Source organism: Archangium gephyra, assembly GCF_049060025.1.
GTDB classification, from domain to species: domain Bacteria; phylum Myxococcota; class Myxococcia; order Myxococcales; family Myxococcaceae; genus Archangium; species Archangium gephyra_A.
Genome location: NZ_JBMEQQ010000002.1, coordinates 3,028,981 through 3,052,999, shown reverse-complemented (window position 1 = coordinate 3,052,999; position 24,019 = coordinate 3,028,981). Strand labels below are relative to the sequence as shown.

Here is a 24,019-nt window from a genome sequence, read left to right as displayed (position 1 = left end):
GAAAGAAGCGTTCGACCGGCGGCCGATATAAGAGCCGGTTTCGGACTGTCAAGGCGGGCAGGCAGGCGTGGGAGAGACACGGGGTAGCGCTGGCGAGCCTTGTGCATGAGGGACTTCCAGTGTGTCTGGGCGGACACGCCCGGCAGGTTACCTGTGACCTTCACCGGGCCCTAGGAACAAAGCAGCGGGTGCTTTATGCCGATTGTGGTTCAGAAGTACGGCGGCTCGTCGGTCGCCGATGTGGAGAAGATCCGCAAGGTCGCACTCCGGGTGAAGGAGACGCGGGAGCGGGGCTACCAGGTGGTGGTGGTGGTGTCCGCCATGGGGGACACGACGGACGAGCTGCTGGCGCTGGCCAAGCAGGTGTCGCCGGATCCGCCGAGGCGCGAGCTGGACATGCTGCTGACGTGCGGGGAGCGCATCTCGATGGCGCTCCTGTCGATGGCGCTGCAGGAGCAGGGGGTGCCGGCCATCAGCTTCACGGGGAGCCAGAGCGGCATCATCACGAACGACACGCACTCGCAGGCGCGCATCGTGGAGGTGAGGCCGTACCGCATCCAGGACGAGCTGGCGCGGGGCAAGGTGGTGATCGTCGCGGGGTACCAGGGCGTCTCGTTCAAGCGGGAGGTCACGACGCTGGGGCGGGGGGGCTCGGACACGACGGCGGTGGCGCTGGCGGCGGCGCTGAGCGCGGAGTCGTGTGAAATCTACTCGGACGTGGACGGGGTGTTCAGCGCGGATCCGCGGGTGGTGCCGGACGCGAGGAAGCTGGAGACGCTCTCGTACGACGAGATGCAGGAGCTGGCGAGCGCGGGGGCGAAGGTGCTGAACGCGCAGGCGGTGGAGTTCGCGAAGGCGAAGGGCATCGTCATCCTGGCGCGCACGGCGCATACGGCGGGGACGGGGACGGCGGTGCAGGAGTGGGTGGCGCCGGCGGACACGCGGGTGAAGGGGGTGACGGCGGAGGCGGAGATGGCGGTGCTGTCGGCGGCGGTGGAGGCGGTGAAGCTGCCGGAGCTGCTGGAGTTCCTGGACGCGCGAGGGGTGCGCGGGAGGGCGCTGGCGTTCGACGGGCTGATGGGGCAGGGGAGGACGTTCATCGCGGTGCCGTTGCAGGACGTGCACGGGCTGGAGGTGCTGAAGCGGGACGTGGGGGCGCGCTTCGGCGAGGCGGTGACGCCGCGGGAGGAAGTAGGGACGGTGACGGCGGTGGGGGCGGGGATGAACGCGGACTGGAGCTACCTGCGGAGGGCGCTCGGGGTCGCGGAGGAGCTGGGCGCGAGGGTGCACGCGGTGCACACGTCGCCGTTGCAGCTCACGTTGTTGGTGGACAAGCAGCACCTCAAACCGCTCACGGCGAGGCTGCACCGGGAATTCCTCGGAGCCTGAGTCACGAGACCGAGGCCATCGCCGTGTTGAATGGGAAGATCGGAACGGACCCTGGCGCCGACACCACGGCGCGGGAGATCGAGCAGACGCTGGCCCAGAGCCGGGCCTCCGCCGAGCGGAGCATCGCGCTCTACCGTGTCTGGATCGTGGGTGCCGTCGGCGCGCTCGCCATCTGGCCCTTCCTGGCGGGCGGGAGCGCGTTCTCGTTCATCGTCTCCAGCGTCTACCTCGCCTATTCGCTGGGGGTGCTGGCCTGGACGCACCGCCGCATGCCGCGCTGGCTGGGCGAGGCCACCCTGTTGGTGGATCTCGTCTCCATGGCCGTCTTCTACGTGGTGCTCTCGCGCTTCGATGGGTCCGGGGAGACGCCGCGCTGGACGCTGTACATCCTGCCGTCGTTGATGATGGCCACCCTGCTCAGCAACTTCCTGCGGTACTCGGGCCGGTTCGCCATCGCCAGCAGCGCGGTGGCGGCGGTGCTGTTCCTGGGGGTGAGCGTCTCGCAGGACGACTTCCATCCGGCGCAGGTGTCCACGGCGGCCATCCTCGTGGTCTCCGGCTTCATCGCCGCGAGCAGTGGGGCGCGGGCCCGGCAGAACCTGGATACCTTCGCCCGGCTGCGCCTGTTGCGCCGGTACCTGCCCAAGGTCGCGGTGGAGCGGGTGCTGGAGGATCCGCGCGCGGGCATGGCGCTGGGAGGCCGCTCCGTGACGGTGACGCTGCTGGCGGCGGACCTGCGGGGCTTCACCTCGATGAGCGAGAAGCTCTCGCCGGAGGAGGTGGTGCGCCAGCTCAACGCGTATCACGCCACGCTGCTCGAGCAGGTGGAGCGGCACGGGGGGACGCTCGACAAGTTCATCGGGGACGGAGCGCTGGTGGTGTTCGGCTTCGGAGCACCGGAGGCTCCCGGGTCGGACCACGGCGCGGCGGCGGCGCTGGCCTGCGCGAGAGACATGCTGGACGGGCTCGAGCGCCTCAACCGGGAACGCGCCCAGGCGGGCCAGGCGCCCCTGCGGATGGGGATGGGCCTGCACACGGGCCTGGTGGTGGCGGGGAACATCGGCGTGCCCGGCGTCCGGCTGGAGTTCACGGTGATTGGGGACGCGGTGAATACGGCCGCGCGGCTGGAGGGGCTCACCAAGGAGGCGGGGGTGCCCGTGCTCATCTCGGCGGAGACGGTGGCCCGGCTGGAGGCACCGGCGCTGCGCGAGCTGCCCGCGATGCGCGTCCGGGGCAGGGACGAGGCGGTGCGGGTCTTCACGCTGCCCTGATAGAATGCGGCCCGATGGCTACGTACAACATCTCCCTGGCGGATCTGAGGCAGGACATCGCGGGGGTCATCCCGGCCGGGCTCGTGCTGGGCTGGAACGGGCAGGAGAAGACCTCCGCGCGGCACGAGCACCTGCTGGCGCCCTTCCGGAAGCGGGGGACGCTCGTCTCCACGGACTCGGCGGGACTGTCCACGCTGACCCAGCGTTACTCCCTGGCCCAGGTGATGAAGCTCGTCTCCGAGCCCAAGGAGGTGATCCACGCCTACGGGACGGCGATCGGCGGAGAGGCCATCGGCATCTGGGCGGCGGACAACTCGCAGATGTTCTTCGAGGAGCAGATTGCCCCGGCGCGAGTGGTGGCGCAGATGCTCGCGGTGCAGCAGCGGGTCAAGGCCCTGCGGGTGCAGGTGGGAATCGGCATCCACGCGTGCGAGTGCTACAAGGTGGGCGGGGGGCTCTTCGGCGAGGGGGCTGACTTCATCGAGGCCATCGCGGAGGACGAGACCTCGGGAGGAGAGATCGTCCTGTCGCGGACGATCGTCGAGCGCCTCACGGGCCCGGTGCGCGACGCGGCCCGGGTGCGCGAGGATCTCCAGGCGGAGGGGGAGCTGTGGTCGCTGACGGACTTCTCCGGGCGCGTGGAGGCCGTGGAGGGCGGCAACCCGCACTATCCGACGCCTTTCGACGCGGCGTTCTTCCAGCGGGTGCGTTCGACGTCCATGGAGGCGCTCGGGAAGGAGGAGTTTCCCGAGTACCGGAAGAAGCGGACGGTGGTGTTCGTGAAGGTGGACCACCGCCCGCACGAGTTCCTGCTGGACTCGTTCACGGACATGTCGCTCATCGACCTCGCGATCCGCCGGATCGCGTCGTCGCATGGAGCGGACGTCGTGAAGTCCAACGGCACGCTGGCGATCGTGCTCTTCGAGGAGGGCCGTGAGGCGGTCGCGTTCGCGCGGGACATCATCGAGGGGAATCGCGCCCTGGGCTTCAAGGCCCATGCCGGACTGGCGCGGGGCGAGGTCTACCTCTTCCCACTGGCCAACGGGGAGCGGGAGATCGCGGGCAATCCCGTCAACATCGCCTCCAAGCTCGCGGAGGACTCGGGCCTGGAGGGAGTGCTCGTCGAGAAGCCCGTCGCGCTCGGAGCGCTCGCGGGGCAGGGGGAGCCCTTCCAGCTCACCCTCTCGAAGGTGGAGTTGACCGGACAGCGTTTCGAGGTCTGAAGGGCGTTCGGCCGGTGGGCTACCCTCGGGCGCTCCCGAGTTGCTGCGAGAGGACGATAGCGCGGCCGTTCTGGAGACCGACGAGCACACTAAGGAGCGAGTCGAATGTCCGGCGTGCGCCGGAATGGCGCTCGAGCTCGGGGCGGTGCTCGCTCCAGATGAGCTCCAGCAAGCTGATCAGCGCGTCATGTTGCTTCGTGTCGGGGGAGGGTTTCCTGTGAATACACGAGGCGGATGTGGAGCGGGTGAGCCAGAGCAACGACTCGACCCGGAGGCGTCTGGCGGCGGGAGTTTGGAGCAATGACAGAAAGGCCGTAGCGCTCTCTGGCTCAGCCATCGCGCTCCCGGCCCAATGGCTCCATTGCTTGCGCAGCGCGGTGGCGAGGGACTCTTGCTTGGCGTGCCAGTAGCACTGGAGTGCTTCATCGTCCTGGCAACCGAGGAGCAGGCAGAGAGTTTTTCCACGGTGCAGGGGCGCGGATGCTTGCCCAACGGAGGCGAAATCGAGGATTTCGGTGAGAGTGGCGCGGAAGAAGGGCGTTTCTCCCGTCTTGGGAAGGCCTTCCCCATAGAGCGATTCCAGGAAGGAAGCGGTCCATTCTTCACGGTACTCGGGCAGACGCAGCCAGGGCTCCCAGAGGCGGCGCCGGGTCGCGCTGTCGGCGATGTGGACCGTGTAGATGACACTCAATGCGGGGAGGTAGGTGCCTTGGTGTGGAAAAGACCAGGACCCGTCCGGCCTCTGCTCCAGATCGCCCGTTGGAGCCCAATACAGGGAGGACACCATGAGCTGCTGCAACCTCTCGACAGCGCCGATGAGGAAGGCGCGATCCGGGAGGTCCTGGTACTGTGCTTCTGGGTACAGCCAGCTCCAGGCCGCGAGCAGATAGTTGATGTGGAACCCTGGCTTTGGAACCGCAGCGGGGGATGTGAACCCCTCCGGTACAGCCGAGGCGAGCCCTGTCCAGTCCACGGGGAGGGGCGGCAGGCTCTTGTCGGCGAAGGACTCCCGAAGGCGCGCGAATACCGAGTCCACCTCCTGCTTCCACGCGTCCGTGATAGGCCTTGCCTGTGCGAGGACACGTAGCCGTGAGAACCAGAGCGCGAGATGGAGGAGCCGCTGGAAGTCTTCAGGCACGCGAGTGCGGTGATGTGCTGCGCCCATGAACAGCTGCACGACGGTCTCGTTCAACTGGGCTCCGGCCAACCTGGCCATGGACCGGCGCAGGTCGGGTGCGTCTGGCTCTTCGCTCCACAAGCCGACGATGCCTCTGGCACACAGGTTGGTCCACTCATCGAAGAAGACGTCAGTGAAATCGGTCTCGTAATCGAAAACGGATGAGGTCAAGGACGAGCACGCCTCGACCAACCACTTCTGGCACTGCTGCTTCCACTCTGGATGCTCTCGTAGGTATCGGGGGAAGCGAACGATGGCGATCGCGGCGGCACCACATCGCTTCAAGAGCGTGGTCTCCCCATTCTCCCTGGAGAGGCTGCTGGTGGATGAGAGAAGTCCTTCGATCTGCTCCTCCGTCATCGGCTCCGTTCCGTTGAGGACGCCGTGGAAATAGGCAGTCCGCGTCATGGGGAAGTTGAAGAAGAGACCTCTGGCCTGCTCTTGGAGCTGCTGTGTCAGCTGCTCTTCACGGAGGCGTTGCTCTGGAGGAAGAACGAACTCGAGGTGGGTCGTGCCATCCGGAGCGCGCTGGGTCCTCCAATTCCTGGAGTCCAACTGTGCTGGCAGTCTCTCGCGCAGGAGCGGAGCCACTTGTGCAGTGGGAAAATCCTTCCACTTCGCGAGCAGCCGATCCACGGCGGGCCACTGCCATTCTCTCCGTGCGAAGGTCTCCGTGACGGCGGTCAGGAGGTCCACGGGACGATGGGGGAACTGGCGCCATTTGAGCGCGATGGGGCGCAGCTCTGGCTGGTCACCCCAGGGCAGTGGCGTCAACGCTGCAAGACTGTCGCGGCTGAAGGTCCATTGGTAGAGCGCGGGTTGTTCCACCAGCGACTCAAGGGGTCCTTCCAGAAGCTCTGGATACCGTAGGGCCATCTCCATGAGCACACCGATCATGGCAACGGAGTGACTCGAGTGCAGCAGTGTCTCCAGGAAGTCGGGCGGCAGCTGCTCCTGCTCCAGCTGCTCATACAGCCAGGCTTCCAATGCCATCAGGGCCGCGGCGAGGACTTTGGGCTGTGAGCTGTCTTTGTGCCACGAGAAGACGTTTTGATTGCCAACGTAGACGCTGCTCTCGCCTTGAGTACTCAGCGTGAGCCCTGAGCGTGCTTCCTCGTCGCGCTCCACCTCGACTTCCTCACTCCAACGTTCGGTGGCGAAGTCGACCAACGCCATCACGAACTTCAATCCGTGTTCCGGGTACCGGTTGAGCAGCCACCACGCGGGATCAAGGTCGTAGGGAGGACTGTCTGGCCTCCTGGGGTGGAGGAGATCGACCTGTGACGGAAGGCGGGCGAGGTGAAGCCAGTTGCTGCCTCTGGGGCTGCGCGGATGCTCCAGGAGCAGCGCGAGGAAGACCTCCAACGCTAGATTCAGGTCAAGCGAGCTCAGCCAGGCTGTTCCGGGATGGGAGAGCACGGCGGCGCGGAAGTCCTCATCCGGGGGCCATTGTGGTCCTTCGGGCCAGGAAGAGGAGGCGGTCTGGGCCGCGAGGGACTCTCGGTCTGCCGGGCGTCCCGACAGCTTCCGGATGAGGGCGGTGGCGCGGGCGGGCTCCGTGCGGCCCGCCAGCAGGGCGAGTGCATAGGTCCACATGCGGTTCTCTCCCGCGCGTGGAGGGTCTCCCTGTGCGTGGCTCCATTCCGCGATGCTCAGGACCAGCTCGCTGAGTGGCTGGAGAAGGCGGGGCTCCAATGGACGGAGGTTCGCGTCCTCCACGAGCCAAGCCGTGGCGATCAGGATGAGCTCATCCGGGGCGTGGGTGTAGAGCTGCTTCCATCGGCGCTCAAGCCACTCCAGGGTGGGCAGCCCAAGTCGGGGGATGGGCGTTCTCTGCCGCGTCGTCAGCACGCTGCGGAGTTCCTTGGGGGCACTCTCCAGGAGATGGGAGTGAGGCACGGTCGCGGTGTAGAAGAACCGGATCAGGAAGCGCCGCAGCAGCACGGCCTCGTGCTCGGAGAGCACCGGCGGAAAGATCTCATCGAGGAACGGGCCAGGCCGCGCGGTGAAAACGAGGGCCTCCAGCAGCAGGTCCATGCCGGCGCTGCCAGTGGGCTCCTCGGTCTCCATCTGTTGGAGCAGCTCCCGCCACTCCTCCAGGCCGTGCTCTCCCGCCCGCGCGGGCTGCTCCAGCAGGTGCAGTCCCAGCAGCCGGACGGCGCGGTGCCAGAGCGGGTTGCCAATCCGCTTGAGCATCTCCTCGATGCGCTGGGCCCGGAGCTGTCCCAGCAGGTATTGCTGGCGGGCGTAGTCCGCATGGAGATCATGGGTGAAGCGGAGGGTGTCCTCCCTCTCCGAGAGGACGCCCAGGCGCACCAGCTCGGGGACGAGCTTCGTTTCTTCTCCCGACAAATCAGGGAAGGGCGTGACGAACTGGCGCTCATCGGCCTGCGTCTGGGCCAGCTTCTCCACAAGGCGAGCAGCCTGGAGGCCTCGTCCTCCTGCTCGCAGGTAGCGCTCCCAATACCACCGGATGAGGCTGGACTCCCCCTTCCACTCCGCTCCCTCCGGGAGGCGCACCTCCGCGACGGCACGGGCCAGGAGGTCCAGCACCTTGGCGTTGCTCGTGAGGGGTCTCAGGTCCGCGCGAGCGAGGATGGGTTCGAGGGTTGGCACCCGCTGTCTGAGTGTCCGGAGTTCCTCCTCTTCGAAGGGGTCGAGGGAGATGACGAAGGAGGGCGAGAGGGGGACGCCACGGGCCTGCAGCTCATCCCGCAGCCCTTCCCAGGCGGCTCGCTGGCAGAGGAGGAGCAGCCGCCAGGGGGCGCCTTCCTCCCGGAGGCGGAGTGCTCGCAGGAGGCGGGAGACGGACTCGAAGTCCTGTGGGCGTGAGAGCCGTTCCAGCCCATCGAGCGCCAGGAGGGCCCATGCCGCAGGCTGGGTGGACACCAGCTCCTCCAGTGGCCGAGAGGGCGCCAGGGTGTGGGCCCGCTCGTCGAGACGCGCCACCTCATCCGCGGGGAGGCAGAAGGTGGGGCCGGGGAGCCCTCTAGCGGTCATCAGGCCCTTGAGCAGGGCGGATTTTCCGCAACCAGAGTCTCCCAGGATGACGAGGGCGCGGTGGGTCTTCAGGGCGTCGTGGAGCCCCTGGAGTGCGCTTCGCCGGGGGAGGTGGAGGCCTCCAATCGTATCCTGCGTATCCCCCAGCCAACGGGTGGTGAGCTTCTCCATCCGCTCCCAGTCCGGAGCGTGGTTCGGGTGATGCTTCAACCGCACCCGGCCCCGCAGCCGGTCGAGGAGTCTCTCAAGGGTAAGCTCGCCCGCCGAGGCCCGTAGATCCTTCACGAATGCGAGGAGTGCCTCCCAGAGTCCGAGACTGTCCTCCTCGCCGCCGGACTCCACCAGCTCACGGCAGAGCCGGAGGGCGTCGGCCCTGCTGCCCGCGTCCACCCGGGTGAAATCGAACTCCAGGAAGCGGACGGCCTTGAGGAGGGCACCCGCCTTCTTTCCATGAACGGGATGCGCCCCGGGAAGGTCCGGGGGACAGGCGAAGCTCTCGATGAAGGTGCGGACCTCCTGGCTGCACCAGCTCTTCTTTCGCAGGCGCTCGTCGAGGCGTTCCGGGGATTCATGGAGGGCTCTCTGGAGCGCGTCATCCACGGTGTCCCGGTGGCGCTTGGAGAGCCGGGAGGTGATGAGGACTAGGTAGTCTTGCGAGGCATCGAAGCCGGTTTCCCTGGGGTTCAGGTGCTGCTCCCAGCAGTCCCGGACGAAATCCTGGGGGGCCCGGCTGGCCTTGAGGACGTCCCCGCTCTTCACGGAGATGGCCGCGCGGACGGGGCCATCGCGGGGAGCGAAGTTGGCGACCAGATCGTCCAGGAGCCAGCCGTCGGCACGGGCCTGGAACGAGAGCTGCGTGGGCGGCCCTGCTCTCGTATCCAGGGGACAGCGCCCCGCCAGCAGGTTCAGCATCCACCAAGCGCTGACTTCGTCCTCGAAGTTGTATCCACCACCCCCCGAACTCTTGGGGGATGCGATCTCGCGAGCCATGTCCTGCCTCTTGGATGGGGAGCCACGGAGGCCCGTCAGGGGGTTGGATAGTGCTCAATGTGGGGCCGCTGTGGATTCGCCTCTTTGTAGCAGTCGTCTATGCCGCTGGAGTCGGTGTGTTTGCTGCCACGGTGCCAATCTGTCCGACATGCCTCTCTTGGATGGGTGAAACACTTCCCATGCTGTGGCTCGTGCTTACCCTCGCAGCCCCAAGGGGGTCGGGAGGCGGGCATGGGAAAGGGCGTTCGAGTCATCGGGGTGTTTGTTGCCGTACTCTGCCTCCTGGGCCTGACCGGAGGGTGTGAGGAGACCGGGACGGGGCCGGGCGAGCCGAATGGCGGTGGGCGCGACAATCCCCCACTGCAGCGCTCGGATGGTGGAGAGCCGGACATCGTGGACGGGGGCCCGACGCCGCCTCCGGAGGATGGAGGGACGGATCCGGTTCCACTTCCGCCGCATGACGCGCAGGCGATCCGCAAGGAGAACGCGCGTCCGGGGACGGCGGCGTGGCGCATCACCAGGCGGGCCGCCAACAACAATGAAATCGAAGGGTACGCGCTCGTCTCCACGGTGACGCAGGGAGAGCGGGTGCCGATCGCGGTCTCGGTGACGGGAGGGCCGCGCAAGTTCAGCTGGGAGGTGTACCGGCTCGGCTACTACGGGGGCCTGGGCGGGCGGGAGGTGGTGCGCGGAGGGCCGCTGCAGGCGGTGCCGCAGGCGCCGTGCCCGCCGCAGAAGCCCACGGGCATCGTCGCGTGCAACTGGACGCCGACGCTGGAACTCGAGACGAACGCGAGCTGGGTGCGCGGGGTGTACGTGGTGAAGCTGGTGCGGGACGACGGCTACCAGCGCTACGTGCCGTTCTTCGTGAGGGATGTGCAGCCGCGCTCGGAGGTGACGGTGATCATCCCGACGGCGACGTGGGCGGCCTACAACACCTGGGGCGGCACGAGCCTCTACGACGACAAGTTCCGCGTCACCGGGAAGGGGCGCGCCTTCCAGTCCTCCTACGATCGGCCTTTCTACCGGGGCTACGGCTCGGGGCACCTGCTGGATGACGAGCAGGGGCTCATCATGTGGCTGGAGGCCCAGGGGCTGGACGTGGCGTACGTGACCAACGAGGAGTTGGATCGGAGCGGGGACTCGCTGCGCGAGGCGAAGGTGCTGGTGATGTCCGGGCACGACGAGTACTGGACGCGGACGATCCGTGACCGTGCGGACAAGGCGGTGGCGGAGGGCCGGTCGATCGTCAATCTCGGAGCGAACCAGGCCTACTGGCAGGTGCGGCTGGAGCCCGCGGCGGACGGCAGGGCGAGGCGCATCGTCACCTGTTACAAGGGGGACGCGCAGGATCCGGTGGGGCTGAGGAGCCCGGATCGGACGGCGAAGTTCAGGGACCTGGCCACGCCGCGGCCGGAGAACGCGCTGTTGGGGGTGATGTTCTCCAGCCGGTGGCACCAGTTCGCCTTCCCGACGGTCATCACGGACGCGAACCACTGGGCCTTCGACGGGACGGGGTTGCGCAACGGGGACACGCTGTGGAAGGCGAACGGCTACGAGCAGGATCAGGTGGTGGACAACGGCCACTCGCCCGCGGGGCTGGAGGTGCTGGCGGAGTCTCCGGCGTTGTCGCTGCAGGGCGCGTTCGGCTTCGGGCAGATGGTGGTGTTCCGCAAGGGGAACGCGTGGGTGTTCTCGGCGGGAGGCGTGGACTTCGTGCACACGCTGGGGACGAGTGACTCGGCGGATCCGCGCGCGGCGCGCCTGGTGGCGAACGTCCTCTACCGTGCGCTGGGGCGGGCGGTGCCGAAGGATCTGGTGGTGCTCCCGGCGACGCCGTTGCCGAAGCCGCGAGGCTCCTACGCGCCGGCGGTGCGCACGGTGGCGGGGGAGGCGGGGCGGCGCGGAGATCAGGACGGTGCGCCGGGCCGGGGTCTGCTGGCGGCGCCCGTGGCGGTGGCGGTGCTGCCCGGCGGAGGCTGGGCGGTGGCGGACGCGATGGCCAACAAGGTGAAGCGGGTGGCGCCGGACGGGAGCATCTCGACGCTCTCGCCGGTGCGGCTCAACGGCCCGATGGGGATTGCCGCGGACGCGCAGGGCAACGTCTACGTCGCCGACTCGGACAACTACTGCATCCGCCGCATCACGCCGGACGGGACGACGACGGTCTTCGCCGGAGCGGTGATGGAGCCGGGCCTGGTGGACGGGCCGGCGGCGCAGGCGCGCTTCAACCAGCCGGCGGGGCTGACGATCACGCCGCAGGGGGAGTTGCTGGTGGCGGACCTGGGCAACGGCGTCATCCGGCGGATCGATCTGCTGGCTCCGGGGAGCCCGGTGACGACGCTGCCGTCGAACCTGTGGCTGTACCGGCCCTCGGCGGTGGCGGTGGGGGCGGACGGGACGGTGTACGTGGTGGAGACGGGGATGTCGCGCGTGGTGGCCCTGCGCAACGGCACGGTGAGCGTGGTGGCGGGAGCGCCGCCGGGAGGCTTCGCGGACGGTGCCGCGGAGAACGCGCGGATGCTGCCGTACCTGGGCCTGGCGGTGCTGGCGGACGGGAGCCTGGCGGTGTCGGATCCCGGCAACTACCGCGTGCGGCGCATCTCCCCGAGTGGAGAGGTGACGACGCTGGCGGGCACGGGCCGCTTCGGTTCGCGCAACGGGACAGGAGCCGAGGCGGACCTGGTGCTGCCCGCGGGTCTCGCGGTGGGCCCGGACGGAACGTTGTACGTGGCGGAATCCGGCAACGCGCTGCTGCGAGCCATCACGCCGTGAGCTGAGCCAGTCGGCTCACGGGACCCACCGGCCTCCCGGCCGCGCTCTCCATCAACTGGTCCAACAATCGGACCAGTTGCTCGCGACCGGGCCCGGCGACCGGCGGGCTCAGCGCCCCGGGCCGCGCATGCCGCCCGGAGGTGGGCCGGGCCGGATGTCCAACTCCTGACGCATGCGCCGCTGGTCCGGCGTCTCCTTGGGCAGCTCCACGAAGCTGCACATCTCGCACAGCCGGCTGTAGATGCGCTCGCCCACGCGCTCGCGCAGCAGCTCCACGTCACGCGCCGCGCTCTTCGCGTCCTCCGTGGTGCGGTAGCCGCTCGGCGCCGCGGACCGGACGCTCTTGCGCTCGGGCTCCAGCGAGTAGTTCGTCGCGAAGAGGGTGGTGCGGCCCGCGTTGTAGCGGCGGGCGATCAGCTCATCGAGCGTCTCCATCTCGAACTGGCTGCCGCGCCCCTTGCCCATCTCGTCGATGGCCAGCACCTCCACGTCCGACAGGGGGCCGATGATCTCCCCGCCGCTCTTGCCCTCCTGGAAGCCGCGCCGGATGGTGGCGTAGAGCAGGGAGATCTCCACGTAGCGCGCCTCCAGGCCCACCTCGAGCACCAGGTGCTTGAGCGTGGCGGCCAGCAGGTGCGTCTTCCCCGTGCCCACCGGGCCGCTGAGGATGAAGCCCTTGTTCACCCCGCCCTTGGTGTAGTGGTGGGCGAAGTGCATGGCCTGGTTGCGCGCCCGATCCTGCGCCTCGTTGAAGGCCCGGTAGTTCTCGAAGCCCGAGTGCGCCACCACGCCGGGCAGCCCCACCTGGTTGAAGTGATCCATGCGCTTCGCCCGGTGCTGGCAGACGCACGGCACGAGCACCTCGTAGCGCTTGGGGCCCACCTTCGCGCTGAAGGTCTCCTCGCGCACCTCGTACGCGTACCCTCGGCCCTCACACAAGCCGCACCGGGCCGAGCACGTGCACACCCGTGCATGCGCCCGGTCTCCGCGCCGTTCGATGAGGTACGTCCGTCCCCCACACTCGCCACACACCTCGCCGCTCGCCTTGGTGCCCATGACCGCAGGCCATAGCAGAGCGCCCTGACGCTCGTCAGCATGCTACACGGACCTTCACCCACCTACCGCTCTAGGAATCCATCAGCCCCAGCCGCCGGCGCACCACCGCCAGCAGCCGGAAGCGCCGGGCCAGCCGCCGCGCGCGGAAGGACATGTACTGCTGGTCCGTGTCCTCTCCTCGCGCCGTGCGCCACAGCTCCAGCCGCTCGGGGAAGGGGAGGGCGCGCAGCAGCATCAGCCCCACCAGTGTCTCCAGGGCCTCCATCCGCGCGAAATCCGTGGGCACCTCGTGCAGCACGGCTTCCAGCAGCCGGTGGACGCGGGGGGCCAGCACCGGCTCCCGCTCGGCCAGCCGCTCCAGCGAGGCCTGGAGCTGGCCGTGGCGCAGCTCCTCCCACGAGCGCGTCCGGGCCGTGCGCCCGGTGCCTTCGCTGCCGGCGCCCGCCGTGAGCGCCCGGTGCTTCTTGAGCTCCGCCTCCACCTGCCTGCGGCACGCCCGGAGGCTGCGCAGCACCGGCTCCCCGGGGCGCGCGTCCCACAGCGCCTTCTCCGCCGAGCGGGCGATGCCCCGCGCCACCACCTCGAAGGGAACTCCCTGCTCGGCCCAGGACGTCAAAAGCTCCACGTCCAGCGCGGACAGCATCAATCCGCTGCCTCGCATCGCGAGGAAGTAGTCCTGCACCAGCTCCTCGAAGCTGGCGCTCTCGGGCAGGAGGCTCATGTGTCGCTACATCTCCCTGGTGGGCAACCGGACGGCCGGGCGCAAGGCTCCCCTTACCAGCAGGGGCTGACAGAGCAACCTGCACGACGCTTTTCGCACAGCCCCTCTGAAATCTTTCCGGCTGGGTCCAAGCAGCCCAGCATGCCCCCAAGGCCCTGTTGACCGGCCACAACGCACCGCGCATAGTGCGCAGCCTTCCAGATGGAAATTCCCGAAGAGTCCCGGACACTTGCCGAGCAGGCGAGGGGCCGGGCCGGTAGAACCCCGCAGAGGAACCCCATGCGCCGTACGCTCCTCCTCAGCCTTCTGCTCCTGGCCACGACGGCCGACGCGCAGGACAAGAAAGCGCCGCGCGACGCCGCCCTCGGCAAGAAGAGCTCCACTGCCGTGGTGGACAAGTCGCTCGCTGGCGATATCAGCCGCAAGAAGGAGAAGCAGGACAACGCTCCCGCCCTCCAATACGACCAGTTCCGTCTCGGCGTGGAAGGCCAGGTCGCCACCAAGCGCCGCGAGCAGATCGAGTCGCTCAAGAAGATCATCTCCCTCTCGGCGGATCAGAAGGAGCAGCCCTCGCTGCTCTTCCGCCTGGGCGAGCTGTACTGGGAGGAGTCGAAGTTCTACTTCTTCGAGGCGAACCGCAAGGACGACGAGCTCCTCGACGCGATGAACCGCGGTGACACCGCGGGCCAGAATCGCGCCAAGGCGGGCAAGGCCGAGCTGCTCACGCGGATGAAGCAGTACGGCAAGCTCGCCCTCGAGCAGTACACGAAGATCGTCCAGGAGTACCCGGACTTCGAGCGCTCCGACGAGGTGCTCTTCTTCCTCGGCACCTACCTGATGGAGGACGGCCAGGACCGCAAGGCGCTGGTGGCCTTCAAGCGCCTGGTGGAGAAGCACCCGAAGTCCAAGTACATCCCCGACGCCTGGCTGGCCTTCGGCGAGTACTACTTCAACAACTCGAAGGGCAAGCACTCGGACCTGGAGAAGGCGCTCGCCGCCTACAAGAAGGCCGCCGACTTCCCCGAGAGCCAGGTGTACGCCTTCGCGCTGTACAAGCAGGGCTGGTGCCACTTCAACCTCGGCGACTACACCAGCGCCAAGGACAAGTGGAAGGCCGTGGTGCTCTACGGCGAGCTGGCCGGTGCGGCGGCGGTGGAGAAGGACGGCACGGCCAACAAGAAGGGCAGCTCGCTGGTGCGCGAGGCGCGCACCGACTACGTCCGCGCCTACGCCCGCGAGGGTGACGTGATGCTGGCCCGCGAGGACTTCTCCAAGGTCGCCACCAACCCGGACGACCGCTTCGCGATGATGCGGACGCTGGCCAACATGTATTACGGCGATGGCAAGGACCGCGAGGCGGCCATCACCTACAACACCCTCATCAAGGAGAAGCCGCTCTCCCCCGAGGCCCCGGGCTTCCAGGGCCGCATCGTCGACATCGTCCTCCGCATGGGCAACAAGGAGCGCACCGTCACGCAGGTGCGCCGGCTCGTGAAGATCATGAAGGAGGTCGAGGGCTCCGGTGTCATCAAGGAGGAGAAGGACAAGAAGGCGCTCGCGGAGGCCAAGGATCTGGCCGAGCGCACCCTGTCCAACCTCGCCGTCACCTGGCACAACGAGGCGAAGAAGACGCGCGAGGAGGCCACGTTCGGCTACGCCGACATGATCTACTCGGACTACCTCACGCTCTTCCCGGAGAAGCTCCAAGGCGTACGACCTGCGCTTCTTCTGGGCCGAGCTCCTCAACGACAACCTCCAGAAGTACGACAAGGCCGCGGCCAACTACACGCTCGTCGTGTTGCAGGACGTGAAGCAGCTCGAGGCCAAGGACGAGCAGGGCAACCCCAAGCCCGGCAAGCCGGGCAAGTGGCTCAACAACGCCGCGTACAACGCCGTGCTCGCCTATGACGAGATGGTGAAGGACGCCGAGGCCAAGGGGATGTTCAAGGAGGAGGTCAGCAAGGACATCCGCAAGAAGGCCGCCATCCCGCAGGCCCGGAAGGATCTGCTGGAGGCCTGCGAGCGCTACCTGAAGTACGTGCCCAAGGGCGACAAGAAGGTGGAGATCGCCTTCAAGGCGGCCAACATCTACTACCGCCACAACCACTTCGACGAGGCGGTGCTGCGCTTCAGCGAGATCGCCCTCGGCTCGCCCGAGTACAAGTTCGAGACCGGCGAGCGCGCCGCGGAGATCTCCGCCAACCTGATCCTCGACTCGTACAACCTGCTCGAGGACTGGGCGAAGGTGAACGAGTGGGCCCGCAAGTTCTACGCCAACGACAAGCTGGCCACCGGCAAGTTCCGCGACGAGCTCTCCAAGGTCATCGAGCAGTCCAGCTTCAAGCTGGTGAGCCAGCTCGAGGCCAAGGGCCAGTTCGAGAAGGCGGCCGAGGCCTACCTGTCCTTCGTGGCGGACTTCCCCCAGACGGAGATCGCCGACGTGGCGCTCTTCAACGCCTCGGTGGACTACTACAAGGCGAAGATGCTGGATAAGGCCATCCAGGTCCGCCAGCGCATCATCGAGCAGTACCCGTCCTCGCGCTTCGTGCCGGAGTGCATCTACAACAACGCGGAGGCGCTGGAGGCCATTGGTGACTTCCAGGAGTCCGCGGACGTGTACGAGCAGTACGTCGCCGGCTACGAGAACAGCAAGAATGGCGGCTCGGCCCGCGCGGCCCCGGCTCGCGCCAAGAAGGGCAAGGGCAAGGGCAAGGCCTCCCCGGTGGTGTCGGACAAGCCCGGCGCTCCGCAGAAGTGGGAGGAGTCCAAGGCCCAGGTGGCGCTCTTCAACGCGGCCACCTACCGCGAGGGTCTCGGCCAGTTCAAGGCGGCGCTGGCCCTGCGCGAGCGCTACCTGACGCTCTGGCCCAAGGCCAAGGACGCCGAGGACGTGTTCCTCGCCATCGTCGACCTGCACGAGAAGACGGGCAACTACATCAAGGCCATGACGCAGCTCGAGGAGTACGAGCGCCAGTACATGCGCAGCCCCAGCAAGTTCCTCATGGCCGAGGGCCGCATCGTCGACATCTACGAGAACAAGCTGCGCCGTCCCAAGGACACCGAGCGGCTGTACGCCCGCATCCTCGACTACTACGAGAAGCTGCCCAAGCGTCTGCAGCAGTCGCTGGAGAAGTCGGCGCTGGAGCCCGTGGGCCGTGCCCAGTTCCGCAGCGTGGAGCAGGACTTCCAGTTCTACTCGCGCCTGAAGCTGTCCTGGGGCCGCCCGGCCAGCCCGGAGAAGTTCAAGGGCTCCATCAAGGACAAGAACGACTCGCGCGCGGTGGTGGAGAAGAAGTACGTGCAGACGGTGCAGATCGGCGCGGCCGAGCCCGGTATCTGCGCCCTGTACCGCCTGGGCCTCGTCTACGACAACTTCGCCGACAAGCTCATCAACGCTCCCATGCCCCCGGGTATCGACGAGGAGACGGAGATGGCCCTGCGCGACGAGTTCGGCAACAACGCCCAGCCGCTCAAGGAGAGCGCCGCCGACGCCTTCGGCAACGCCGTGGCCAAGGCCCGCGAGCTGGACATCTTCAACAACTGCGCGGCCGAGAGCTTGAAGATGCTGCGCAACACCTACCGCCCCGAGCAGTTCCCCACGATGCTCGAGGAGACGGTGGCCCTCTCCAAGGGCCGTGACCTGGTCATCGGTGGAGATCTGCTCACCGCCATCCAGGACGTGCCGCCGCCCGTCGTCGAGACCGCCACGGCCGAGAAGAGCCAGACGCAAGAAGCCGTCGAGGACGTCTCGGATCTGGCCAGGCGGCTGCAGCAGCAGACGGCCACCCAGGTCGATGGTCCGTCCGCTCCCACCAAGGAAGGGACGCCCAAGAAGGCCGGGACGGACGAGCAGGAACCGGAGGACTTCCTCTAATGAATCGCCCCCCCATGATGCGCTCACTCCTCCTGGCCGCTCTCGCGGCGCTGTTCGCCGCGGGCTGCGCGGGCACCAAGGCCGCCAGCACGGATGGCGGCACCACCGGTGGCAAGTCGGCCACCAAGCCCAACGAGCCGCCCCCCATCTCCAACCGCGCCAAGCTCCTCTTCGAGGACGCGCTCGGCGCGCTGGAGGCCCAGAAGAAGGCCAACGCCTTCGACTACCCGTCGCTCGAGCGGAAGTTCAAGACCGCGCTGGACGCGGACCCGAACCTGGCCGAGGCCGAGTACAACCTCGGTGTGCTCGCCGAGCGCCAGGGCAACATGCAGGAGGCCATCTCCCGCTACCAGGTGGCCCTCAAGAAGAAGCCCACCCTGCGCCAGGCCTCCGAGAACCTGGCGGTGATCGCCCAGAACGCCGGCGACATCTCCGGCGCGGTGTCCATCTACCAGGGCATCCTCAAGATCTACCCGGACGACGGCAACGCCCGCGCCCGGCTGGCGGAGATCTACCGGCAGACCGGTGATCACGAGAAGGCCATGGAGCTCTCGCGCGCCGCCCTCATGCGCGAGCCCCAGTCCGTCACCGCCTACAAGGTGATGATGCGCAGCTACCTGGAGCGCAAGCAGCTCGCCATGGCCAAGCTGGTGGCCCTCCGGGCGATGAAGATCGACCAGAACGATCCCGAGCTGCACCACACCATCGGCCTCATCCTCCTGCAGGAGGAGAAGAAGGACGCGGCGCGCCTGTCCTTCAAGCGCGCCGTCGAGGTCCGCGCCGACTACGTCCCCTCGCGCGTGCTGCTGGCGCAGATGGACCTGGAGGCCGAGGACTACCCCGGCGCCGAGGAGCACCTGCGCCGCATCCTCCAGGCCGACAGCAAGAACGCCGCCGCCCACCTCAACCTGGGCATCGCCTACAAGGGCCAGGGCCAGCTCGACAAGGCCATGCAGGAGTACGACGAGGCGGAGAAGCTCGATCCGAAGATGGCCGCCATCTACCTCAACCGCGCCGTCATGCTGCACCGCCACAAGGGTGCTCCGGAGCGGGCCATCGAGCTGTACCGCAAGTACATCGCCATGTCCGGTGGCGAGGTGGCCCTCAACGCCGAGCACCCCATCTTCGGGCTGCTGCGCGAGGCGGAGTCCATCGTCCAGGCCCAGCGCGAGGCCCTGGCCGCCGAGGAGCAGCAGAAGAAGCTTGAGGAAGCTCCAGAAGCAGCAGCAGGAGCTGATGAAGGCCGAGGAGGCCAGGCAGGGTGGCACCGTCACCCCCGCCGCGGGCACCGACGCCCCGGCGCCGGCCACCCCGGCCGGTGGGACTCAGCCTCCCGCCGCCAACACCCCGCCCGCCGACGCTCAGCCGGCCGCCGCGCCCCAGCAGAAGAATCCAGCCAAGACGGATCCAGCCGAGCCGTCTGACGACATCTTCTAGGAGGCTGTGGCGAGGGTGGGGGGATTGATGCGAACCTTCGTCCGCTGGCGCCGGATTCCGGCGCCGGTGGACGTGATGCGGAACCCCGGTGGGGGAGCCGCTCGGAGAAAGTCATGCGGAAGCTCCTGATGCTGTGCGTGGTACTGGCGGTGACCCCGGCCGTTGCCCAGGACGAGGGCGACAGTGCGCCGCGCCGGGAGGCCGGTGGTGGTGGCAAGGCCCAGAAGGGCCCCCAGACCATCGACTTCGAGGACGACACCATCGAGGGTGACCTCACCAAGCCGGACGGCGAGTACGTCGAGGCTCGCAAGAAGGTCCAGCACTCCAACCTGATCCGCATCCGCGAGGACTTCGAGGACAAGGTCATGCAGTCGGTGGGTGAGCTGTAAAAAAGCCGGGAACCCGCCACCGCACGTGTTGTCCTAGAGATCGCCGAAAGCCAACTGGGGAATTTCCATGCCCGTCCCTCTGACACTCAAGGTCTTCAAGGGTGAGACGCTCGTCACCGCGAAGGACTTCGAGCGCGACATCATCAAGATTGGCCGTCTGGCCTCCGCACACCTGTGCCTGGAGGACGAGAAGGTCAGCCGCATCCACTCCGTCATCGAGGTCGCCGCCGACGGCAGCCTGTCGATCATCGACATGGGCAGCGTCGAAGGCACCTACGTCAACGGCAAGCGCGTCAACAAGGGACTGCTGTCCTTCGGCGATGAGATCAAGGTCGGTGGCACCACCATCCGCCTGGAGAATCCCGCCGCCGTGGCCGCGGTGAACCTGGCGTCCGCCGCGGCGAGCACCGCGCCGGCGCCGGCCCCGGTGGCCGCTCCCGTGGCCGAGACGCCGCTGGCCGTGGGCCTGTCCCAGGCGGCGGTGTCCCCGGCCGCCGCGGCCGCCGTGACGCCCGCCCCCGTACCGGTGGTGGTGCAGCAGCCGGTGGCGGCTCCCGCTCCCGCTCCTGCTCCCAAGGCCGCCGCGCAGCCGGTGGCGGCTCCCGTGGCGGAGTTGGCCGAGCCTGCTCCGCGCGTGCGCCGGGTGGCCCGCAAGGGCAACGGCCCGCTCGGTCTGGGCATGCACTTCGTGTGGGGCGATCAGCGCGTGGGCGACTACTTCCTCGCCCCGGGCCAGAAGCGCTCCTTCACCGTTGGCTCGGCCAAGGGTGTCGACTTCATCATGGGCGACGCCAAGCTGGGCGGCGAGCGCTTCGAGGTCGTGCGCACCGACGGCCAGGGCTACACCGTGCTCTTCACCGGCAAGATGAAGGGCGAGCTGACCCGCAAGGGCGAGACCTCGGACCTCAAGGCCGTCATCGAGTCCGGCAAGGCCAGCCACGAGGGCGAGGCCTACGCGCTCACCCTCAAGGAGGATGATTTCCTCTGGGTGGACCTGGGTGGCGTGACGCTGGAGGTCCTCTTCGAGTCCGTGCCCAAGCGCGCCGTGGCGCCGCTGGGCGAGTCGATGGACTTCGCGGTCATCAACATCTTCCTGGTGATGTTCTTCCTCGCGTCGATGTTCGTCATCGCCGCGGCCAACCACGCCGCGGCCGGTGAGGAGTTCGCGGACGAGCTGGCGGGCAACAACTCGCGCCTGGCCAAGCTGATCGTCAAGCCGCCCGAGACGCAGAAGAACAAGTTCCTCGAGAAGCTCAACCAGCAGAAGGAGGAGAAGAAGGCCGCCAAGGCGAAGAAGGAGGCGGGGGCGAAGAAGGAGGTCGTGAAGCAGACCGCCCAGCCCGCGTCCAACGCCAAGCCCGACAAGAAGGCGGCGGCCAAGAACATGGCGGCCAAGATCTTCGGCGGCAAGGGCGGCGCCTCCAGCCTCTTCGGCGGTGGCGGCCTCGGCGGTGATCTGAAGAGCGCCATGGGCGGCCTCGTCGGCAAGGGCAGCATGGTGGGCGGCCTCGGTGGCCTCGGTCTGAAGGGCGGCGGCGGCGGTGGTGGTGGCGGCGGTGACGTCATCGGCATCGGCGCGGTCGGCACCAAGGGCCGCGGCGGTGGCATGGGCGGCTACGGCTCCGGCGTGGGCGGCCTGGGTGGCAAGCAGAGCGTGGACGTGGGCATCGCGGCCGAGGAGGCCACGGTGAGCGGCTCGCTCGACAAGGAGCTCATCCGCCAGGTCATCCAGCGCAACAAGGGGCAGATCCGCTTCTGCTACGAGAGCCTGCTCAACCGCTACCCGAAGCTGGGCGGCAAGGTGTCCATCCGCTTCACCATCGCCTCCGAGGGTAACGTCATCACCTCCACGGTGGCCCAGTCCTCCGCGGGCAACGCCGAGCTGGAGCAGTGCGTGGCCGGCCGTGTCCGTACCTGGGCCTTCCCCAAGCCCAAGGGCGGCGGCTCGGTGGTCGTCACGTACCCGTTCATCTTCAAGGCGGCCGGCGAGTAGTCTCCGCTGAGCGGTGAAAACGTTCAGGTGGGCGGTTCCGCCGAGGCGGGGCCGCCCATCTTGCTTTTTGGCACTGGCGTCCCGGCGCTGCTGGGCTAACGTCCGCCCCCGCATGAAAGCCTTCCGCCCCTTTGTCGTTTGCGCCGCTCTGGCCCTTCCCGCGCTCGCGCATGCGCAGGCCGCCGGTGACAGGCCGGCCGAGTCCTTCGAGGAGATCGAGCGCGGCATCTACTTCTCGGTGCTCGGTGGCCCGTTCTTCATCGTCAACCCGCCGGCCCCCATGGGCAGCCCGCGGCCCTTCTCTCCCGGGCAGATGGCCCAGGTGGAGGTGGGCGTGGACCTCGGCGAGCGCCTGTCGCTGGGCGTCTTCGTGATGGGGGCCTCCAACCGGGCGGGCTCGGAGTACGTGGGGAACTCGGGAGGCGCGGCCTCCGGAGACTTCTCCATGCTGGTGCCCGGCGCGGTGGCGCGCTTCCACCTGGTGGGTCTGGCCGATGCCCAGGACGTCCAGCGCACGTGGATCTACCTGCGCGGTGGTGCCGGCTACGCCCTGTTCAGGCCCCAGCAACTCCTGCCGGACCCCGACATTCTGGTATTCGCCGGACCGGGACTGGAGTACTACACACGCCTTCGCCACTTCTCGGTAGGTATCGAGGTGACGGGCAGCTTTTTCGTCAGGTCTCAGTCATTCGGGTTCGCGGTGACGCCGAACCTTCGCTACGCGTTTTAGCGGGAGAGTCACGTGCCTCAGGAGAATGGAAGCGGTGGTCCGCGCGGTGGTGGGCGGGGCCCGGGCGGCGGTCCTGGTCAGGGTCCGCGCCGTGAGGGTCCGGGTGGTGGTTTTGGTGGTCGCGACGGGGGTTTTGGCGGTCGTGACGGCGGTCGCGGACGGGGCGATGGTCCCGGACGTGGCCGTGGGCGCGATCGTGCGGAGGGCCCCGTCGGTCCTGGCCAGCGCGTCATCGCCGATTTGAGCACCCTGGAGAAGGCGCTGGGCAAGAGCGATTTCGCCGCCCAGAAGTCGCCGCTCGAGTCGATCGTCCGCTCGCTGCGGACCATGCGGGTGAAGTCGCTCGAGGAGCTGGACCTCAACGTGCGCGGCCGGCTCATCACCACGCTGCTGCGCGTGCAGCGCCAGACGCGTCCGCCCGAGGCCGGCGCCGCCGAGGCCACCCCGGACGCGGGTGCCGAGGTCCCGCAGGCTCCCGCGGAGGTCACGGCCGCCGAGGGCGCTCCGGCGGAGGGCGCGGAGGCTGCCGCTCCCGCGGAGGGCGCGGCTACGCCCGCGGCTCCTGCGGCTCCCGCGGCGGATCCGGTGAAGGAGAAGTTCCAGGCCTACGTGGACGTCATGTACCTGGTGGGCCGTGCCTGGCGCGCCGCGGGTGATCAGGAGCGTGCCTCGGCCGCCTTCGCGCTGAGCGGCCGCGAGCCGCAGGCCGAGCGCGAGGAGCCCGCCGCCGCCCGTCCTCCCGCCGGGGAGCGCCGGGAGGGTGAGCGCGGTGAGCGCCGCGAGGGCCGGGGAGAGCGCCGCGAGGGCCGGGGTGAGCGCGGCGAGCGCCGTGAAGGCCGTGAGGGCGAGCGTCGTGAGCGCCCTGAGCGCGGCGAGCGCCGGGAGCGCGGCGAGCGTGCCCCCGAGGGCGAGCGCCGGGGTCGTGACGATCGCGAGCGCCGGCAGCCCCTGCCGGAGCTGACGGGTGACTGGCCGGAGCAGGCGAAGCAGCTCGAGGGCATGGGCCGTACCCGCGACGCGGCGCGCATGCACGAGCGCAACAACTCCTTCGCCGATGCCACCCGGCTCTTCGAGGCCGGTGGGGATCTGAAGAGCGCGCTGCGCACCGCGCTGGCGGGCAAGGACAACGACACCGCCCGCCGCCTCATGGCGACGGTCCCCGCCGAGCAGCTCCCCCAGGTGCTCGAGAAGGCGGGTGCCTATCGGCTTCCTGATGGAGATCTACATCGGCAAGGGTGACTTCGAGAACGTCGCCCGGCTGTACGAGCGTGCCCGTCAGTTCGATCAGGCGGCGCTCGCCTACGAGCGTGCCGGGAAGCTGGCGCTGGCGCGCAAGGCGTACGAGCGCACCCGCGACTTCGCGGCGGCCAACCGCATCCGGGACCTGGAGGTGAAGGCCCTGGTGGAGCGTGGGGACCGGCTCGGTGCGGCCACCCTGCTGGTGAACGCCGGCCGCGGCAAGGAGGCCGTGGAGGTGCTCGGCACGCTGCCGCCGCCCAAGGCCTTCCACTTCCTCAACCGGCTGAAGCTGGCCGACGAGGCCAAGGCCCTGGCGCAGAAGGAGCTCGCGCGCGCCGAGGCGGAGAACAAGCCGGCCGGCCGCGCCCGGTGGCTGGAGCTGCTCGGGGAGTCCGCCACCGCGGCGGCGCTCTACGAGGAGATCGGCCGCAAGGAGAAGGCCATGGTGCTCTACGAGCAGATTGGCCACCTGCCCAAGGCCGCCGCCCTGGCCGAGGAGCTCCAACTGCGGGACAAGGCGACCGAACTGTTCACCAAGCTCGGTGACAACGAGGGCGTGCAGCGCGCCCAGGCCTTGCCCGCCACTCCACCCCCCAAGCGCCCCGCGGATGCCGCCGCGGCCGCCGAAGAGGCTGAAGAGACTGGCGCCGAGGGCGAGAAGGGCTCCGAGGCGAGCTCGTCCGCTCCGGCTGCAAACGAGCAAGAAAGCCAATAAATCTCGACAGTTGGCGGGATTTACGCGATTGCTGGGGGCG

At 68.4% G+C, this 24,019-nt stretch carries 13 protein-coding genes and 1 pseudogene; 11 read left to right on the top strand and 3 right to left on the bottom strand.

Annotation, left to right across the window (positions count from 1 at the left end; genetic code table 11):
• The first annotated feature begins 195 nt into the window (after positions 1-195).
• The 3 genes from ACN28I_RS13000 to ACN28I_RS12990 are packed head-to-tail and all read left to right on the top strand — an operon-like array spanning position 196 to position 3,883.
• Positions 196-1,389 carry an aspartate kinase gene (locus ACN28I_RS13000; protein WP_420942357.1) on the top strand — a complete coding sequence of 398 codons (1,194 nt, stop codon included), beginning with the start codon at positions 196-198 and terminating at the stop codon, positions 1,387-1,389.
• Between the two features lie 23 nt (positions 1,390-1,412).
• The gene (locus ACN28I_RS12995; RefSeq protein WP_420942356.1) at positions 1,413-2,660 is read left to right on the top strand and encodes an adenylate/guanylate cyclase domain-containing protein; all 1,248 of its coding nucleotides are present in this window, start codon (positions 1,413-1,415) and stop codon (positions 2,658-2,660) included.
• Positions 2,661-2,674: 14 nt separating this feature from the next.
• Complete coding sequence (locus tag ACN28I_RS12990) at positions 2,675-3,883, top strand: hypothetical protein (protein WP_420942355.1); 1,209 nt, start codon at positions 2,675-2,677, stop codon at positions 3,881-3,883.
• A 19-nt stretch (positions 3,884-3,902) separates the two neighbouring features.
• On the opposite strand, the gene ACN28I_RS12985 is transcribed toward ACN28I_RS12990, so the two are convergent.
• A complete protein-coding gene (locus ACN28I_RS12985) occupies positions 3,903-9,050 on the bottom strand; it encodes a hypothetical protein (protein WP_420942354.1) in 5,148 nt (1,715 codons plus the stop codon).
• Positions 9,051-9,281: 231 nt separating this feature from the next.
• Here ACN28I_RS12985 and ACN28I_RS12980 point away from each other — a divergent pair, with 231 nt between their 5' ends.
• Positions 9,282-11,825, top strand: a complete 2,544-nt coding sequence (locus tag ACN28I_RS12980) for a N,N-dimethylformamidase beta subunit family domain-containing protein (RefSeq protein WP_420942353.1) — start codon at positions 9,282-9,284, stop codon at positions 11,823-11,825.
• 108 nt (positions 11,826-11,933) lie between these two features.
• Here ACN28I_RS12980 and ACN28I_RS12975 read toward each other — a convergent pair whose 3' ends face one another.
• Positions 11,934-12,881 carry an ATP-binding protein gene (locus ACN28I_RS12975; protein ID WP_420942352.1) on the bottom strand — a complete coding sequence of 316 codons (948 nt, stop codon included), beginning with the start codon at positions 12,879-12,881 and terminating at the stop codon, positions 11,934-11,936.
• A 70-nt stretch (positions 12,882-12,951) separates the two neighbouring features.
• The gene (locus tag ACN28I_RS12970) at positions 12,952-13,602 is read right to left on the bottom strand and encodes a hypothetical protein (protein WP_420942351.1); all 651 of its coding nucleotides are present in this window, start codon (positions 13,600-13,602) and stop codon (positions 12,952-12,954) included.
• Positions 13,603-13,881: 279 nt separating this feature from the next.
• Between ACN28I_RS12970 and ACN28I_RS12965 the strand changes: the two are divergent.
• The 7 genes and pseudogenes from ACN28I_RS12965 (at position 13,882) to ACN28I_RS12935 (ending at position 23,979) form a co-directional block, all read left to right on the top strand.
• Positions 13,882-17,476: pseudogene (locus ACN28I_RS12965) on the top strand (tetratricopeptide repeat protein).
• A gap of 14 nt (positions 17,477-17,490) precedes the next feature.
• Positions 17,491-18,900 carry an adventurous gliding motility TPR repeat lipoprotein GltE gene (gene gltE / locus ACN28I_RS12960; protein WP_420942350.1) on the top strand — a complete coding sequence of 470 codons (1,410 nt, stop codon included), beginning with the start codon at positions 17,491-17,493 and terminating at the stop codon, positions 18,898-18,900.
• A gap of 126 nt (positions 18,901-19,026) precedes the next feature.
• On the top strand, positions 19,027-19,302 hold the full coding sequence (cglF, locus tag ACN28I_RS12955) for an adventurous gliding motility protein CglF (RefSeq protein WP_420942349.1): 276 nt from the start codon (positions 19,027-19,029) through the stop codon (positions 19,300-19,302).
• Positions 19,303-19,369: 67 nt separating this feature from the next.
• Positions 19,370-21,295, top strand: coding sequence for an adventurous gliding motility protein GltG (gltG, locus tag ACN28I_RS12950; RefSeq protein WP_420942348.1), 1,926 nt, complete (start codon positions 19,370-19,372; stop codon positions 21,293-21,295).
• 112 nt (positions 21,296-21,407) lie between these two features.
• Entirely contained in the window at positions 21,408-22,025 is a 618-nt protein-coding gene (gene cglE / locus ACN28I_RS12945) for an adventurous gliding motility protein CglE (protein WP_420942347.1), read from the top strand.
• A gap of 240 nt (positions 22,026-22,265) precedes the next feature.
• Positions 22,266-23,264, top strand: a complete 999-nt coding sequence (locus ACN28I_RS12940) for a hypothetical protein (RefSeq protein ID WP_420942346.1) — start codon at positions 22,266-22,268, stop codon at positions 23,262-23,264.
• On the top strand, positions 23,221-23,979 hold the full coding sequence (locus tag ACN28I_RS12935) for a hypothetical protein (RefSeq protein WP_420942345.1): 759 nt from the start codon (positions 23,221-23,223) through the stop codon (positions 23,977-23,979). The genes ACN28I_RS12940 and ACN28I_RS12935 overlap by 44 nt, the downstream gene beginning before the upstream one ends.
• Positions 23,980-24,019: the final 40 nt, after the last annotated feature.

Bases quoted from the DNA above. Each gene is read 5' to 3' on its own strand.
- ACN28I_RS13000 (WP_420942357.1), top strand. From the start codon at position 196: ATGCCGATTGTGGTTCAGAAGTACGGCGGCTCGTCGGTCGCCGATGTG.
- ACN28I_RS12990 (WP_420942355.1), top strand. From the start codon at position 2,675: ATGGCTACGTACAACATCTCCCTGGCGGATCTGAGGCAGGACATCGCG.
- ACN28I_RS12985 (WP_420942354.1), bottom strand. From the start codon at position 9,050: ATGGCTCGCGAGATCGCATCCCCCAAGAGTTCGGGGGGTGGTGGATAC.
- ACN28I_RS12980 (WP_420942353.1), top strand. From the start codon at position 9,282: ATGGGAAAGGGCGTTCGAGTCATCGGGGTGTTTGTTGCCGTACTCTGC.
- ACN28I_RS12975 (WP_420942352.1), bottom strand. From the start codon at position 12,881: ATGGGCACCAAGGCGAGCGGCGAGGTGTGTGGCGAGTGTGGGGGACGG.
- ACN28I_RS12970 (WP_420942351.1), bottom strand. From the start codon at position 13,602: ATGAGCCTCCTGCCCGAGAGCGCCAGCTTCGAGGAGCTGGTGCAGGAC.
- gltE (WP_420942350.1), top strand. From the start codon at position 17,491: ATGATGCGCTCACTCCTCCTGGCCGCTCTCGCGGCGCTGTTCGCCGCG.
- cglF (WP_420942349.1), top strand. From the start codon at position 19,027: ATGCGGAAGCTCCTGATGCTGTGCGTGGTACTGGCGGTGACCCCGGCC.
- gltG (WP_420942348.1), top strand. From the start codon at position 19,370: ATGCCCGTCCCTCTGACACTCAAGGTCTTCAAGGGTGAGACGCTCGTC.
- cglE (WP_420942347.1), top strand. From the start codon at position 21,408: ATGAAAGCCTTCCGCCCCTTTGTCGTTTGCGCCGCTCTGGCCCTTCCC.